Annotated in this window: 18 protein-coding genes; 10 read left to right on the top strand and 8 right to left on the bottom strand. The window is 62.0% G+C overall.

The window, feature by feature from the left end:
- Positions 1-7: 7 nt before the first annotated feature.
- From HMPREF2967_RS07405 to HMPREF2967_RS07395, 3 genes are read left to right on the top strand one after another with little or no spacing between them, the layout of a single operon-like run.
- Positions 8-580 carry a DUF6230 family protein gene (locus HMPREF2967_RS07405; RefSeq protein ID WP_070685840.1) on the top strand — a complete coding sequence of 191 codons (573 nt, stop codon included), beginning with the start codon at positions 8-10 and terminating at the stop codon, positions 578-580.
- A complete protein-coding gene (locus HMPREF2967_RS07400; RefSeq protein WP_070685838.1) occupies positions 570-929 on the top strand; it encodes a DUF6114 domain-containing protein in 360 nt (119 codons plus the stop codon). Before HMPREF2967_RS07405 ends, HMPREF2967_RS07400 begins: the two co-directional genes overlap by 11 nt.
- The gene (locus HMPREF2967_RS07395) at positions 922-1,479 is read left to right on the top strand and encodes a hypothetical protein (RefSeq protein WP_070685836.1); all 558 of its coding nucleotides are present in this window, start codon (positions 922-924) and stop codon (positions 1,477-1,479) included. The genes HMPREF2967_RS07400 and HMPREF2967_RS07395 overlap by 8 nt, the downstream gene beginning before the upstream one ends.
- Here the strand turns inward: HMPREF2967_RS07395 and HMPREF2967_RS07390 are convergent.
- The 5 genes from HMPREF2967_RS07390 to HMPREF2967_RS07370 form a co-directional block, all read right to left on the bottom strand.
- Complete coding sequence (locus HMPREF2967_RS07390; protein WP_070685834.1) at positions 1,476-3,401, bottom strand: ABC transporter ATP-binding protein; 1,926 nt, start codon at positions 3,399-3,401, stop codon at positions 1,476-1,478. The two genes, HMPREF2967_RS07395 and HMPREF2967_RS07390, sit on opposite strands and share 4 nt — an antisense overlap.
- A complete protein-coding gene (locus tag HMPREF2967_RS07385; RefSeq protein ID WP_070685832.1) occupies positions 3,402-5,111 on the bottom strand; it encodes an ABC transporter ATP-binding protein in 1,710 nt (569 codons plus the stop codon).
- A gap of 92 nt (positions 5,112-5,203) precedes the next feature.
- Entirely contained in the window at positions 5,204-5,776 is a 573-nt protein-coding gene (locus tag HMPREF2967_RS07380) for a TetR/AcrR family transcriptional regulator (RefSeq protein ID WP_070685830.1), read from the bottom strand.
- 62 nt (positions 5,777-5,838) lie between these two features.
- Positions 5,839-6,096, bottom strand: a complete 258-nt coding sequence (locus HMPREF2967_RS07375) for a CBU_0592 family membrane protein (protein ID WP_070532003.1) — start codon at positions 6,094-6,096, stop codon at positions 5,839-5,841.
- Between the two features lie 44 nt (positions 6,097-6,140).
- Entirely contained in the window at positions 6,141-6,401 is a 261-nt protein-coding gene (locus HMPREF2967_RS07370; protein WP_070532007.1) for a CBU_0592 family membrane protein, read from the bottom strand.
- 447 nt (positions 6,402-6,848) lie between these two features.
- Here HMPREF2967_RS07370 and HMPREF2967_RS07365 point away from each other — a divergent pair, with 447 nt between their 5' ends.
- Genes HMPREF2967_RS07365 through HMPREF2967_RS07355 form a run of 3 tightly spaced genes read left to right on the top strand, consistent with a single transcriptional unit; the run spans position 6,849 to position 9,553 of the window.
- Positions 6,849-7,346: a hypothetical protein gene (locus HMPREF2967_RS07365; RefSeq protein ID WP_070532011.1), complete on the top strand. Its 498-nt coding sequence runs from the start codon at positions 6,849-6,851 to the stop codon at positions 7,344-7,346.
- A gap of 2 nt (positions 7,347-7,348) precedes the next feature.
- Positions 7,349-8,848 (top strand): molybdopterin-dependent oxidoreductase, encoded by a 1,500-nt coding sequence (locus HMPREF2967_RS07360; protein WP_070532015.1) that lies wholly within the window; start codon positions 7,349-7,351, stop codon positions 8,846-8,848.
- A gap of 9 nt (positions 8,849-8,857) precedes the next feature.
- Positions 8,858-9,553, top strand: a complete 696-nt coding sequence (locus HMPREF2967_RS07355; RefSeq protein ID WP_070532020.1) for a hypothetical protein — start codon at positions 8,858-8,860, stop codon at positions 9,551-9,553.
- Here HMPREF2967_RS07355 and HMPREF2967_RS07350 read toward each other — a convergent pair.
- Positions 9,550-9,966 (bottom strand): methylenetetrahydrofolate--tRNA-(uracil-5-)-methyltransferase, encoded by a 417-nt coding sequence (locus tag HMPREF2967_RS07350; protein WP_070685827.1) that lies wholly within the window; start codon positions 9,964-9,966, stop codon positions 9,550-9,552. The two genes, HMPREF2967_RS07355 and HMPREF2967_RS07350, sit on opposite strands and share 4 nt — an antisense overlap.
- A 162-nt stretch (positions 9,967-10,128) precedes the next feature.
- Here HMPREF2967_RS07350 and HMPREF2967_RS07345 point away from each other — a divergent pair, with 162 nt between their 5' ends.
- From HMPREF2967_RS07345 to HMPREF2967_RS07335, 3 genes are read left to right on the top strand one after another with little or no spacing between them, the layout of a single operon-like run.
- The gene (locus HMPREF2967_RS07345) at positions 10,129-10,911 is read left to right on the top strand and encodes a phosphoadenylyl-sulfate reductase (protein WP_070532030.1); all 783 of its coding nucleotides are present in this window, start codon (positions 10,129-10,131) and stop codon (positions 10,909-10,911) included.
- Positions 10,911-11,807: a sulfate adenylyltransferase subunit CysD gene (gene cysD / locus HMPREF2967_RS07340; RefSeq protein WP_010188641.1), complete on the top strand. Its 897-nt coding sequence runs from the start codon at positions 10,911-10,913 to the stop codon at positions 11,805-11,807. Before HMPREF2967_RS07345 ends, cysD begins: the two co-directional genes overlap by 1 nt.
- Positions 11,807-13,099 (top strand): sulfate adenylyltransferase subunit 1, encoded by a 1,293-nt coding sequence (locus tag HMPREF2967_RS07335; RefSeq protein ID WP_070685825.1) that lies wholly within the window; start codon positions 11,807-11,809, stop codon positions 13,097-13,099. The genes cysD and HMPREF2967_RS07335 overlap by 1 nt, the downstream gene beginning before the upstream one ends.
- Positions 13,100-13,130: 31 nt before the next feature.
- Here the strand turns inward: HMPREF2967_RS07335 and HMPREF2967_RS07330 are convergent, their stop codons facing one another.
- Together HMPREF2967_RS07330 and HMPREF2967_RS07325 are read right to left on the bottom strand one after the other, a co-directional pair.
- Positions 13,131-13,760 carry an LppP/LprE family lipoprotein gene (locus HMPREF2967_RS07330; protein WP_070685824.1) on the bottom strand — a complete coding sequence of 210 codons (630 nt, stop codon included), beginning with the start codon at positions 13,758-13,760 and terminating at the stop codon, positions 13,131-13,133.
- A 59-nt stretch (positions 13,761-13,819) separates the two neighbouring features.
- On the bottom strand, positions 13,820-14,317 hold the full coding sequence (locus tag HMPREF2967_RS07325) for an LppP/LprE family lipoprotein (RefSeq protein ID WP_070685822.1): 498 nt from the start codon (positions 14,315-14,317) through the stop codon (positions 13,820-13,822).
- Positions 14,318-14,428: 111 nt separating this feature from the next.
- Here HMPREF2967_RS07325 and HMPREF2967_RS07320 point away from each other — a divergent pair, with 111 nt between their 5' ends.
- Complete coding sequence (locus tag HMPREF2967_RS07320) at positions 14,429-14,995, top strand: nucleosidase (RefSeq protein ID WP_070685820.1); 567 nt, start codon at positions 14,429-14,431, stop codon at positions 14,993-14,995.
- Positions 14,996-15,031: the final 36 nt, after the last annotated feature.

The raw sequence follows: 15,031 nt of genomic DNA, 5'->3' as shown, positions 1-15,031 counted from the left end.
GACGTGTATGGGAAGAATCAGTGCGCCGAAGGCGGCGGTGGGGCTCATCGCAGGTTTTGCGGCTTTCGGCGTGACGGGGTTTGCGGTGGCGCAAGGCGGTCTGACGGCAAACCTGGCGCTATCGGGAACGTTCTTCAACGTCAACATGCGGCACTTGGAGGGCGAGGCTTTCTCGCTCTTCGTGGATAGTGACAAGAAGGGCGAGGAGGACGTGCCGACGGCCCGGTTGAAGATGGAGCACGCGGTGGCCTCGGATCTTTGCCTCTACGTCACGACGGACCTGCCGGCGGTGGGGGAGGCCACGCTGGCGCTGAAGGCGAAGGGCGATAACAGCGTGGAGGCCACCGACTTGTTGGTTGGTGCGTCGGACATCGAGGGTTCGTTGGTCATGGAGGATGCGAACGTGGGCATCGACGCGCGCCAGCTGTCCACCACCGCGGATCCCGGAACGTGGGGCCTGTATGCAAAGAAGGTTTCGCTGACTGCCGACGACGTCCGCGCCACCTCCATCGGCGCCAAGACGCTGGCAGCACAGAACGTGGGCGTGTCCGTGGAACGGGGCCGCGGAAATGGCTGCTGATCGGTTTAAGGCGTGGCGCGGTGGGCGACCCTTCATCCCGGGACTGCTGCTGATTCTTTCTGGTGTTGTCATTGCCTTTCCCGCCTATTTCACGGTGCAGATTTCGGACCTGTTGGTCATGATTTCCACGGTGTCGGGCGTGTCCACGCTGCTTATCGGGGCGCTGTTGGTCATGTTCGGCCTCGGTGCGTGGTTCCGCCCGGCCACCTCGACGTACCTGGGAGTGCTCGGCATCATCGTGGCCGTGATTGCGCTGCCTACCTCTAACTTGGGAGGCTTCCTTATCGGCACGCTGCTCGGCATCATTGGCGGCGCGCTCACTCTGGCGTGGGAGCCCACCGATGTTTAAGCACCGTCCTTCGCGCTCACGGAGCGTGTTGTTCGTGGCCGCCATGGTCGCTGCGGCGAGTGCGACGGGCGTGAGCGCGCAGGTCGCCCCGGCGCAGCCCTACTTTTCCACCGTGAAGGCGGACGAGGTCACGCTAACGGGAAACGTGAAAGCCACGCTGGGCACGATGCCCACCCGCGACGGCGAGGTGCGCGTTATCGAGCTGACTGGTGATCGCCTTGCCGTGCACAACCTGGCCATCACCTTGCCCGGAAAATCCGGCGATGGCCTGCTCACCACCGGTGGTTCAGTAACCACCGTGGAGCCCGCGCGCATCGTGGCGACCTCGCTGACCGCCACGCCCACCGTCGAGGGCGCGCGCACCGTGCCCGTCACGGCGGATCTCACCAGCGGCGATATCAATGCCGTCCTCGATCAGCTAGGGATCCCGGACGCCGAGCTTCCCGACGCCCTCATGGAGCACCTTTCCTTAAGCGACGTCACCCTCGAGTTGGCGAACCTCACGGGTGACACGTTCTCGGCCCCGAGGATGTCCGTGACCGTCGACTAGTCCTCGCGGAACTGGGACTGGTGGAGGCGCCAGTAGGCGCCGTGGGCGTCGAGAAGCTCGGCGTGGGTGCCCTGTTCCACGATGCGTCCTTCCTCCATGACGATGATGATGTCGGCGTCACGAATCGTGGACAGGCGGTGCGCGATGATGAAGGACGTGCGGTCCGCGCGCAGCGCGTTCATGGCGTCCTGAACAAGCACCTCGGTGCGGGTATCCACGGAGGAGGTCGCCTCATCGAGGATAAGGAGCGCCGGCTGCGCCAGGAAGGCGCGCGCGATGGTGATGAGCTGGCGCTCGCCGGAGGAAATCGCGCCATTGTCCTGATCGATGACCGTGTCATAGCCCTCAGGCAGCGCGTGGACGAAGCGGTCCACGTAGGTGGCCTTGGCGGCGGCGATGACTTCCTCGTCGGTGGCGTCGAGGCGGCCGTAGCGGATGTTGTCCATGATGGTGCCTTCGAAGACGACGGCGTCCTGCAGCACCATGCCCACCTGCGAGCGCAGCTCGTGGCGCGACATCTGCGCGGTGTCGATGCCATCGAGGCGGATGGTGCCGGAATCGATGTCGTAGAAGCGCATGATGAGGTTGACCAGCGTGGTCTTGCCAGCGCCCGTGGGGCCGACGATGGCCGCGGTCTGGCCCGGCTCCACGCGGAGGGAAAGGTCCTGGATGAGCGGGGCATCGTAGCCGAAGTCCACGTCATCGAACTCGACGAGGCCCTTGGCGCGTCCGCCCAGGCGGGAGGTGGTCTCCTCGGCGGGTTCTTCCTCCGCGTCGAGGAACTCGAAGACGCGCTCGGCCGAGGCCACGCCCGATTGCACCTGCTGCATCATTCCGCCGAGCTGGCCCAGCGGCTGGTTGAACTCGCGGGAGTACTGGATGAAGGCCTGGGCACCACCCAGCGTGAGGTTGCCGGAGGCGACCTTCAACGCGCCGAGCACCGCGATGACCACGTAGGACAGGTAGGAGATGAACTGCATGATCGGCATCATCATGCCCGCCAGGAACTGCGCCAGTGACGCGGAGCGGAAGAGCTCCTCGTTGCGCTTATCAAAGTCCTCCGTCATGGAGTCGATGCGCCCGAAGACGGTCGCCAGGTCGTGGCCAGAGAAGGCTTCCTCTACCTGCCCGTTGAGGTCACCGGTGGCCTTCCACTGCGCCTTAAACTGCTTCTGCGCGCGCGAGCCGACGACCCCGATGACCACACCGGTCAGCGGCAGCGCCAGCAGCGCCACGAGGGCCAGCTGCCAAGACACGGTGAACATCATGACCGTGATGCCGATGACCATGAGCAGGTTATAGAACAGCTGCGAAATGGCCTGCTGCAGCGCCGTCTGGACGTTGTCGGCATCGTTGGTGGTGCGCGAAAGAAGGTCGCCGCGCGACTGCGTATCGAAGTAGTTCAGCGGCAGCCGGTTGATCTTCGCCTCGATGTGCTCGCGCAGATCGAAGACAACCTTCATCACCAGCGAGTTAAGAAGGTAGCCCTGCCACCACTGGAAGAGCGAGGACACCACGTACATCGCAATCACGATGCCGATAATCGTGCCCAGCTTGGAAAAATCAATGCCGAAGCCGGGGTTCAAGTCCATGGCGGAGGCCATGTCCGCGAACTTATCCTGCCCGCCCGCGCGCAGAGCGGCGATGGCCTGCTCCTTGGTCATGCCGGCGGGCAGGTGGCGGGAAATGACGCCGGAGAAGATGACGTCGGTGGCCTTGCCCATCACCTTGGGCGCGGCCACGGCGAGGAACACGCACACGAGGTTCATCGCGGCAATCGCGACAAGCTGCGCCTTGAACGGCGCGAGCAGGCCAAAGAGGCGCTTGGCGGAGGGCCAGAAGTTCTTGGCCTTGCGCGGCGCGTTCTCGCCGGTCTTCTCCTCGATCTCGGCTTCTAACGTCGCGTTGTCTTGCTCAGCCATTTATGCCACCTCCTGGGATTCCACAATTTCGCGGTACGTCGTCGAGCTTTCCAGCAGCTCCTCGTGCGTGCCGCGGGCCACGACGCGCCCGGCGTCCATGACCAGAATCTGATCCGCGTCCACGATCGAGCTCACGCGCTGCGCCACGATGATGGTGGTCGCCTCCGCGGTGTATTCCCGCATGGCGTCGCGCACCGCGGCATCCGTGAGGACATCGAGCGCGGAGAAGGAATCATCAAACAGGTACACCAGCGGCCGCGCCACCAGCATGCGCGCGATGGACAGGCGCTGGCGCTGGCCACCGGAAACGTTGGTGCCGCCCTGGGAAATATGCATGTCGAGGTCCTCGACAAAGTTTGCCTGGGCCACGCGCAGCGCTTCCCACAGCTCCTCATCGGTGGCGTCCGGGGCGCCGAGGCGCAGGTTGGAGGCCACGGAACCGCTAAACAGGTACGGCTTCTGAGGAACGAGGCCCACACGCTTGACGACGTCCCCTCGTGCCATATCGGCGATATTGGTGCCGTCGAGAAGCACGCGCCCCTTCGTCGGGAGGTAGAGGCGCGGGATCAGGGAGAGTGCGGTGGTTTTGCCGGAACCGGTCGCGCCGATGAGCGCGGTGGTGGTGGCGGGGGTGGCGGTGAAGGAGACGTCGTGAAGCACGGGCGCTTCGGCGCCGGCGTACTGGAACGTGACGTTGTCGAACTCGACTACTCCCTCGGAGCGTTCCGGGGTGAGCGGGGTAGCGGGCTCGACGATGGAGGGATCGTGCTCGAGGACGTCGGTGATGCGGCGCGCGCAAATGACGGCGCGGGGCAGCATCATGGCCATGAAGGTGCCCATCATGACGGCCGCGAGGATCTGCAGCAGGTACTGCAAAAAGGCGGTCAGTGAGCCGATTTCCACGAGGCCATCGTCGACGCGGTGGCCGCCGAACCACAGGACCGCGCCCGTGGCTACGTTCAGGATGACGGTGATGATGGGGAACATGAGGATGAACAGCTGGCCGACCTTCAGGGAGAGGTTGGTGATGTCACGGTTGGCGGTACGGAAACGCTCGGCCTCGTGCTCCTCGCGGGTAAAGGCGCGGACGACGCGAATGCCGGCGATTTGCTCGCGCAGCGTGCCGTTCATGACGTCGAGTTTTTCCTGCCACGAGCGGAAGAGCGGCATGAGGCGGACGATAATAACGGAGATGGCGGCCAGCAGCACGATGACGGAGACCGCGACGAGCCAGGACATTCCGGCGTCTTCCCGGATGGCCATGATGATGCCGCCGATCGACATGATCGGTGCTGCAACCATGAAGTTGAGCATCATCATGTAGACCATCTGGACCTGCTGGACATCGTTGGTGCCGCGGGTAATGAGGGTGGCGGTGCCGAAATTGCTCATGTCTTCGGCGGAGTAGCGGGTGACGCGGCGGAAGACTTCGGAGCGCAGGTCGCGGCCGAGGCCCATGGCGGTGCGGGAGCCGAACCAGATGGCGGCGATGGCGGCGCTGACCTGGATGAAGGCCACGATGAGCATGATGCCGCCGGTGTGCCAGATGTAGTCGATGTCTACTTGGGCAACGCCCTTGTCGATGATCTTCGCGTTGAGCGAAGGGAGGTAAAGCGTTGCTGCGGTGGACAATGCTTGGAGAAGCAGCACCGCGATGACGTAGCCGGTATACGGCTTCGAACGGGATATGAGGATACGTAGGAGTTCCATAGACCAACGTTTCATGTGAGCGGCCTGGAAAGGCCAAAGGTCAATGACCGCGCAAGTCTATCCCCTAGTACGCGCGATCGCTAGCCCGGGCGCTAGCTCGCGCGTGGGGTGTGCAAGATGAATGACTCCGGTGGGGTTAGGCGCTCAACTGCGAGAGCGATCCGCGGCGTCGAAGTCTCTCCCACGCGCATGGCGTGGTGGAGGACTGCTCCTTCGTAGAGGGCATCAAGCCCCAGCGTGGTGGGTTCATCAAAATATGTGGCCAGGACTTTTTGGCACGCCCGTGTCCACTCCAGAAGGATCATGCGGTGGCGTGGGCGGCGCAGCGACAACGAGTAAAGCTCGCTGCCCAGGATGATATCGGTGCGTGAACGGGCGGTAGCCGAGAGCATGTCCACAGTGGCGACCCGTGCTTCCTCGAGGGTGGAGACGCCTTCGTAGAAATCCCGAAACTCAGTCACCGAGCGGTGCGTGAAGTCCTGGAATGCGGCGTTGATGAGGCCGTCTTTATCGGTGAAATAGTAGGCAATGGAGCCGAGCGCCACGTGTGCCTCGGCGGCGACCGCTCGTAAAGATAGCCCGGCAACGCCTTCGCGAACGATGGTGTTAAGGGCCGCAGCCAGGATGAGTTCTCTGCGCTGTGGCTGTGCATCTTCTCTAGACATCGTGCTCCCTGTGTGTGACGGGCCTTCAGTCTAGTGCCCGTTTGCGCCGGGCGGCGAGGGTTTTATCGGGCCTGGCTGGGGGCCTTCTTCGTGAAAATCTTCCAGAGGCCAAGAAGCGCGACGACGGCCCATACTGTCTCAACAATGAACAGGCCTGGGTTAAAGGGAGAAATGGCGGTGTAGACGAATCCGGTCGCGCCGAGGAAATTAAGGGATTGGTACAGCGGGGAATCGGCTGTCAGGACGCGGAAGTTGAGCAGGCCGTAGGCCACGACGAACAGGATGCCGGCGATGATGCCGATTTCGAAAGCGAAGCTCATGGGGGTGATTCTTTCTGTCAAAATGGAAGCGGGTCGGGTGAGCCCTAGCTTTGGGCAGTGTTCTTCTTACGGTCTAGGTAGATGCGGATAATTCCATACAGGCCGAAGAGGGACCAGATGAGTTCAGTGAAGAAGACGCCGGCGTTGAAGGGCGTGGCGGCTGAGGCGGCGAGGAAACCGGCGCCAATGAAGTTGAGGATTTGGTATGGGTAGTCATCAACCGTCCATTTCCCAAGGTTGAGCATTGCGAAGGCGAAAAGCAGTGCTACAGAGGCGATGAGTCCGAAAATGACCATGGCAGACATTTAAGAAGCATGTCCTTTCAAGAATGGTGTGGGTGGTACATCGATGCTTCTCCGGAGCGTGGCTACCCTTGAAGCGCGTAGCGAATTGAGCGCGAGGATGAGGGCAGAAATTAGCGTTGAGCTCGACATTGCCAAGTTAAACACCGCCTCATCGCGTGCGATAAATGGGACAAACGGACGGGTTCTGAACGCTTGTCTAAACCGCAGCTAGTAGACGTGGGCGCAATTTGAACAGTCGTCCATATTCGCCGTAACTCATGGTGTGGGGTTTACTGAGTTTCAGGGAGCTGAGAAGAGCCCCAGCCTGCCTCGAGCGTTGCCAATCTCCGGTAGGGCAGGCGTTGCCAGCAGGTGACGGTAGCGAGTCATCTGGACACGAGTGCCCAGCAATGGTCACGGGCGCAGCACGCCTGCGGACCGCAGCGGGCGCGATAGGAGAAGTAGCTCATGTCTGCCATACCTTCATCGGTTGACCCAAACCTTCATGACATCTCTTTGCACGTCAAGCCGGGCAAAGAGCGTGCACCGTTCTTCCGCTATATCCGCATCAACTTGCCAAAGCTAACCCGCGCCATGATAGTGGCCATCATGGCCCTACAAGGGGGATTGGCCTGGTACGTGGCGCGGGCCGAGTTTTCGATTTTTCCCGAGCAAGAGATTGTCCTCTATCTCCTCGTTGCATTGTGCGCCGTCGTCGTTGTTCTTGGTGCCGTGACGCCGTGGCGTGTGTGGGATTTCGGACTCATTCCCGCCGTGGGTTCATTGCTTCTGTTTTTCGGTGGTCTCGCCGGCACCCCGCCATGGGTATGGAACGGAGCCGATGTGTACCTCGCCGCCGCATGGAATACCACAGCACTGTGTGGTCTCGCCTACCTCGTCGTGTACTGGGCGCTGGACTATGGCGTGCTCGTTGCTTATCCCGACGATCAAGGTTTTGAGGACTAATCATGTTGACTGAATTTCCCGTTTGGCTACGTATCGAACATTTTGTCAATATCCTCTTTGTCACGCTGTTCATCCGTAGCGGTATCGAAATCCTAGGCACGTTCCCTAAGCTGCATCGTTCGATTCACACGCCCCTAGGCAAACAATGGGCGCAGTTTTCTATCAAACAAAAGCGCAAGCGCAAGTACTTCCCAGTCTCCGGCGAATACGAAAACTACAGTCCAATCGTTTCCCTTCCAGGCTATGGTGCCTTGGGGCAAGGCCGCTATTGGCACTTCATCTCAGTGATGGGGTGGATGCTCCTACTGGTTATCTACTGGGGGCTCTTGCTGGCTACCGGCCAGTGGCGCCGCTACTGGCCCGAAAGCTGGGGAGTCTTTGCCCAAGCATGGGATGATCTAGTCCACTACCTTGGCTTCCAAATCCCCGGCGCGATGGACGGCTACCCGTTCAATGCAATCCAACAGCTGTCTTATGGGTTTGTTGTCCTCATCTTGCCAATGTGGATGATCCTCACTGGCATGTTCCAGTCGCCCGCTATCAATAACCACTTCCCGCGGATTTCCAAGGCGATGGGAGGCCGTCAGGTCATCCGCACCCTGCACTTTTGGGGCCTTGTGGCCTACCTTGTCTTCATCATTATTCACGTAGGTATGGTGATCATGCATGGATACGGTCACGAGGTATCCAAGATGGTCTTTGGGCATGCCGATAAGCCGGTAGCTGGCGGCATCATTTTCACCATGGGCATAATGCTTATTGTCTTTGTCCACATTTGGGCCACGAAGACCTCCCTTAAGCGCCCGATGACAGTTGCCGCGTTGCATAACGCCGTGGTGCGCCCCTTCACCCGTTTCCTGCGCTCGAAGGTTCCTTCGCGCCAACGCGGGGTGTATGCCGATTCAGAGGTCACCAAGGCACCGCATCACCGGGCCTCGGGCATGCCACCCGGTACCGAGGAATACATGGCGCTCCTTTGTAATGGATTTGAAAAGGACTACGTGCTGGAGATTGGTGGGTTCGTCGAAAAGCCCATGCGTCTGACGTTGGAGGACCTACGCCGGCTTTCGGCTGGGTATTCCCAAAATACGGTGCACCATTGCGTTCAAGGATTTACCTCTGTCGGAAAGTGGGAAGGCGTTCCGTTGGCGCAGCTCTTGGATTTGGTCAAGCCACTGGACGGGGCTTCCGACGTCGTCGTGCACAGTTTCCAGAACATGACTCGCGACGACGATAACTACAACGGTTCGTACTACTACGAGTCCATGCCCATGGTGGAGGCCCGTCAGCCGGAAACGCTCATCGCAATTGGTTATGACGGCGGCGAGATTCCCATCAAGAACGGTGCGCCCATGCGCTTGCGACTGGAGACCTCCACCGGTTTCCGCTCTGCGAAGTGGCTTGACCGCATCGAAGTTGTCAATCGTTTCGACATTGTGGGCAACGGGCGCGGTGGCTTTTTCGAAGACACCGACAGCTATGACCGCCTACAAATGCTTTAGGAGTACGCCATGTCACGAGCACTCTATGAGGATCTTTACTTAAGCCCCGAACAGGTTGCGCGAGTGCGCAGCTACATCCGCCAGGTGGACTTCCACCTGCCAGGAGCGTCCAGCGCAGACTTTTCCATCAATCCACACGCTCGCTACCTGGGATACATGTTCCAACAGGAAGATTTGGAATCCTATGGCGTGGGTTTGGAATGCACCGCACCGGGAATGGAACACCAGCGCACGTTTATCAGAATGTCGCGCGGTCAGTTGTTGGGGCACGAGGATGCGCCTACTCTGCCGGTCAACGATCCCGTTATGGCAGCAGACGCCATGACGTTGCATCGCTTCTACGATAAAGAGCGCCGCCCGTTGCGCCATGGCGAGGAAACCTACTCCTCCGATGAAGGCGCTCCCGGCGCAGACATGGATTTGTCCATGGTTGAACAACAACTGCGCGATATCATGGCGTTTCACAATGGCGAACCGGTGCCAGGAAACCAGGAGATCTTGGATCTGCGCGTCTACTGGGGAACGCTTTTGGCAGGGCGCTACCCACGCTTGAAGTATTTGGAGAAAGCCGGACAGCTGTCAGCGCTGCAAGCTGACAGGTTGGGTGCGGTAGAGGCCGAGATCAACTCGGTCGAGGGGATCCTGCGCTCCCTGGGCTTAGCTACTCTTGAGGATCTCAACAAGCCCAAGCGCGAGGACGGTTAAAAGCAGACCGGTGCGCGCTGCGCGCGGGCCGTGACGGCGGCCCAGTCCTCAACGTCGTCGGTGGGGCCGCACAGGCCCTCCCACGTGGTGATGGCCACGCCGCGGGCCATGAGTTCCAAAAGAACAAGGTGGCGGTCGCCGGAGGCGGAGAGCTGGTTGAGATCCGAGTGGTTGATGTCCGCGTCCGGGCCATAGCCCACGCGGACGTTGCCGATGAGCCGCAGCCGCGGCGTTGTCCCCTTTGGGCACGGCTCAGCAACGGATTCCGCGCCGGAGAGCCCGGCGAAGCGGCGCAGCAAACCGAAGGGCGCGGGGCGCTCGCAGTAGAGGTCCACGCACAGCCCGGCCCTGATGAGCCGTTCGGCGGTGGAGAGCGCGGCGGGGCTGTCCCCGACAATTGCGACACGCTGCATGAGAACCTCTTCAGTTCGGTAGAAATAGACTGTCTAGTCTGTAAATCTAGTCCGCTCGGTTCATTCTGGCTAATTTTTATTCTCCCTAGTACCCAAGCTCACAGCCCCCGCGCCCCACTGTGGGGCTGCGCACACGTCCGCCTCCCTTTAATGTGAGGTGTCATGACCGAACCGATAAACCTGCTGGACCGCGGCGACTACCGCGATCCCAGCATTAGCCCCGAAGGCACCCGCGACACCGCGCCGCTCGAGCTTGCCGTGGCCGAGCGCAACCAGGAACTCGTCGAGGAGTGGGCCGACAAGCTTTATGACGCCTCCGCCGAGACCATCACCGAATGGGCCGCCGAGCACGCACCCGGCCGCCTCGCCGTCACGATGTCCATGGAAAACACCGTGCTCGCCGAGCTCGCGCACCAAGCGCACCTCGACGCCGACCTCCTCTTCATCGACACCGGCTGGCACTTTCCGGAGACGTTGGAGGTGGCGGGGGACGTCGCCAAGCGCTATGCGGACCTGCCGCTGGTGCGCGTCCTGCCTATCTTGAGCCCCGAGGAGCAGGACAAGATTTATGGCCCGCGCCTGTACGCGCGCGATGTCGCGGCCTATAACCGCATGCGCAAGGTGGAGCCGCTCAACATGGCTATGGACCCGTATGTCGGGTGGGTCACCGGCCTGCGCCGCGCCGATTCCGAGCACCGCGCCACCGCCCCGGCGCTGAGTCTGGACCGCACGGGGCGGCTGAAGATTTCCCCGATTATTACGTGGGACCTCGATGACACCGACGCCTACATCAAGGAACACGACCTCATCATCCACCCCCTCACCCTCCAGGGGTACCGCTCTATCGGCTGCGCGCCGTTGACCTTCCCGGTAGGCGAGGGCGAGGATGCGCGCTCCGGGCGCGTTTTCGCTGACGGCAAGACAGAATGCGGGTTGCACGACTAATGACTCTTTCACCACACCTTAAAGACTTAGAGAACGAATCCCTTCACATCCTGCGCGAAGTCGCCGGGCAATTCGACAAGGTAGGCCTGCTCTTTTCCGGCGGCAAGGACTCCGTCGTCGTCTTCGAGCTCGCCCGCCGCGCCTTTGCGCCGGCCACAGTGCCCTTCGAGCTCATCCACGTCGATACCGGGCACAACTTCCCGGAGGTCATCGACTTCCGCGATCAGCTCGTCGCCGAGACCGGCGCGCGCCTGCACGTCGCTCACGTCCAGGATTGGATCGACCGCGGCGACCTCCAGGAGCGCCCCGATGGCACCCGCAACCCGCTGCAGTCCGTGCCGCTGGTGGAGACCATCGCGGAGCGCGGTTACGACGCCGTCCTGGGTGGCGCGCGCCGCGACGAGGAGCGCGCCCGCGCCAAGGAGCGCATTTTCTCCATCCGCGATTCCTTCGGCGGCTGGGACCCGCGCCGCCAGCGCCCCGAGCTGTGGGACCTCTACAACGGCGGCAAGATGGCCGGCGAAAACGTCCGCGTCTTCCCCATCTCCAACTGGACCGAGTCCGATATTTGGGAGTACATCGGCGCGCGCAATCTGCAGCTTCCCTCCATCTACTACTCGCACCAGCGCGAGGTGTTTAACCGCAACGGCATGTGGCTGACCCCGGGCGAGTGGGGCGGCCCGCGCGAGGATGAACCGTTGGAGACCCGCACCGTGCGCTACCGCACCGTGGGCGATATGTCCTGCACCGGTGCTGTGGAATCCACCGCCGCCTCCCCCGATGAGGTGCTCGCGGAAATCTCCATTTCCACCCTGTCCGAGCGCGGCGCCACCCGCGCCGATGACAAACTGTCCGAGTCCGCCATGGAGGACCGCAAGAAGGAAGGCTACTTCTGATGACGACTACCCTCGCACCGAATGTCGGCGCGCTCAAACAGCGCGATACCCTGCGCCTGTGCACCGCCGGTTCCGTCGATGACGGCAAGTCCACCTTCGTGGGCCGCCTGCTCTACGACACCAAGTCCGTGCTGGCGGACCAGGTGGAGTCCATGGAGCGTTCCTCTGCCGACCGCGGCTTCGACGGCATGGACCTCTCGCTGCTTGTCGACGGCCTCCGTGCCGAACGCGAACAGGGCATCACCATCGACGTGGCCTACCGCTACTTCGCCACCGATAAGCGCACCTTCATCCTCGCCGATACCCCGGGCCACGTGCAGTACACGCGCAACACGGTCACCGGCATGTCCACCTCCCAGGTGGTGGTGCTGCTTGTCGACGCCCGCAATGGCGTCGTCGAACAAACCCGCCGACACCTCAACGTGGCCGCACTCCTGGGCGTGCGCCACGTGATCCTGGGCGTGAACAAGATCGACCTGGTGGACTACGACGAGGCCACCTTCCGTGCGATCGAGACTGAGTTCAACGAGGTCGCCGCGCGCTTGGGTATCACCGATTCGGTGGCCATCCCGATTTCCGCGCTCAAGGGCGATAACGTGGTGGAACGCTCTACCACCATGGACTGGTATGAGGGTCCGACGGTCCTCGAAACGCTAGAGACCGTCCCCGTGGCCACCGGCCGCGCCGACGATCTGGACATGCGTTTCCCCATCCAGTACGTCATCCGCGAGCACGCCTCCGACTACCGCGGCTATGCCGGCCGCGTGAAGGCCGGGCACGTGGCGGTGGGAGACACCGTGACGACGCCGGGCGGGCGTTCCACGACCGTAACGGGTATCGACACAGCTGATGGCCCGCTCGCGGAAGGCAATCAGGCCACGGCTGGGGATTCTGTCGTGCTGTTGTTGGCTGATGACATCGATCTTGCTCGCGGTGATCTCCTCGCCGGCCCGCAGCGCCCCGAAGCAGTCCGCGAGTTCGCCGCGACTGCGGTCGTGCTCACCGACAAGGACCTCACACCAGGCCAGATGCTCAAGCTGCGCTACGGCACGGACCTAGTCAAGGCTCGTATCGCGTCGGTGGACCGCGTCCTCGACCTCGACGGCGTGGCCGACGACGAATCGCCGGAAAAGGCCTCCCTGAACGACATCGCCTACATCACCGTCCAGACTCAGGCGGAGCTGCCGGTGGAGGACTACGCTGCGCGCGGCGCGGTGGGCAACTTCTTGCTTATCGATGCCTCCAGCGGCAACACGCTGGCCGCGGGCTTTGTGGGCCAGAGGCTGCGTTAACGGTTGCGTTGCGGCGGCCGAACCGCCGCGTTTAGCTTCCTGGTGGGACGTCGCCGCTCATGATGACTTTCTGTTCGGCATCGTCCCAGCGGAAGCCGGCCTCCGTGGTCCCGGTGTGTTCCGCATTGGCTTCGCCCTCGCGCGGCCAGTGGTAGGTCACAGCAATCTCAGTGCCACTGACCTGCTCGACGGTGGGGAAGAAACCGTAGGGCTCGGCGGTGGCGGTTCCGATGTACTCGCCCTTGTGGAAGAGCATGATGTGGTACGGCGAGGAGGCCGTTCCGCGCTCGATGGTGATGATTTGCCAGCTCAGCTCCGCACAAGGATCAAACTGTGAGAAATCCACCAGCGTCCAGTTGTTGTCCTTCCATGGAGGAATCGTGCCGATTCCTGATTCATAGGCCGCGTGGGCGTCGATAGACTCGCAGGATTCTGCGTCCTCTTCTTCTGCCGGGGATTCAGCAGGAAGCGTCGGCGAGACGCCCGCGGCCGGTGCTTCGGGGTCATCAGTGCTCTCCGTGTTATCCGGAGCGTTGTCCGTCGTGCTGTTTCGGACGGTGTCGAACGCTGGCGAATTATCCTGCGCCGCGTCGCCGGAGCAGGAGGCGAGCGGGAGGCAGAGAAGGGCAGCGCCCAAAAGTGCACAGCTACGCCTCAACATTGATGTTCCTTCCTCGCATTGTGCGCCTCCTGTGGGGCGCACGACTGGCTCTATCTTATCTAGGCCTTCGGGGGAACATCGCCGTTCATGATGACCTTCTGCTGGGCGGCGTCCCAACGGAAGCCGGCATGGGTCTGGCCCGTCGGCGCCGCATTGGCGTCGCCTTCCTGCGGCCAGTGGTAGGTCACGGAAATCTCGTTACCGTTGACCTGCTCGATGCTGGGGAAGAAGCCATAGGGCTCAGCGGTCGCGGTGCCGAGGTACTGGCCTTTGTGGAAGAGCATGATGTGGTGCGGCGAGGAAGCGGTGCCGCCCTCGATGGAAATGGTCTGCCAGCTCAGATCCGCGCACGGGTCGAAGTGGGAGCTATCGACAACCTTCCAGTTGTGGCCATTCCACTGCGGAACCTGCGCGATGTTGGCGTTGACAGCCGCTTGGGCGTTTCCTACCCCGCAGACTTCGGCGACGGGGCTGGCTTGGACTTCTTCGGGACTGCTGCAGGCGATGAGGGGGAGGCAGAGTAGTGCTGCTCCGGCGAAAGCTCGTGGTGTGAACATGGTGTTCTCCTTTCTGAGGTCTCGGTGTGTTTCCAGACCCTACAAGCGGCCGTGGACCCCAGACCAGAGCCGCGGAGAACATTCCTCGGGTCACCGGGTAGTCTCGCAGGCATGGAGAATGTCTTGTTTGTTGCCGCCGTTGACGCTGAAGCTTCCCACGTCCCGGAGGGCGCGCCGCTGCTCATCACGGGGATCGGCACGGTTCCTGCCGCGATTGAGCTGACGAACGCGCTGGCCTCGGCTGAGGTGCTGCCGGAGCGTGTCATCAACATTGGTACTGCGGGCGCGCTTGTCGACGACCTCTCTGGCGTCTTCGAGATCTCCCACGTGAGAAAGCACGACTTCCACTTGGACGTGCTCAGCGATGTTTCCCGCTATCTCCTTCCGGAGGTCATCGAGCTGGAGACCTCCGGTAAGTTGCCCACGGCGTCGCTGGCGACGGGTGATTCCTTTATCTCCGATACCCCAACCCGCACGCGCCTTGCCCAGGATTCCGAGCTGTGCGACATGGAGGGCTATGCCATCGCGGCGGTGTGCCGAAAGTTCGGTGTGCCGTGCACGTTGCTCAAGCAGGTCTCGGATACCGCCAACGAGGAATCCTATGGCTCGTGGGCCTCGGTACTGGACCGCGCAGCGGAGGAGCTGGCCGAGGCTTTCGGCACGGTCACCGCAGACTAGCTTTGTTATGTCCATAGGGTTTTTGGACATGGAGTC

The organism is Corynebacterium sp. HMSC059E07, assembly GCF_001814395.1.
GTDB classification, from domain to species: Bacteria; Actinomycetota; Actinomycetes; order Mycobacteriales; family Mycobacteriaceae; genus Corynebacterium; species Corynebacterium hesseae.
This window is presented reverse-complemented; position numbering and strand designations above follow the sequence as displayed.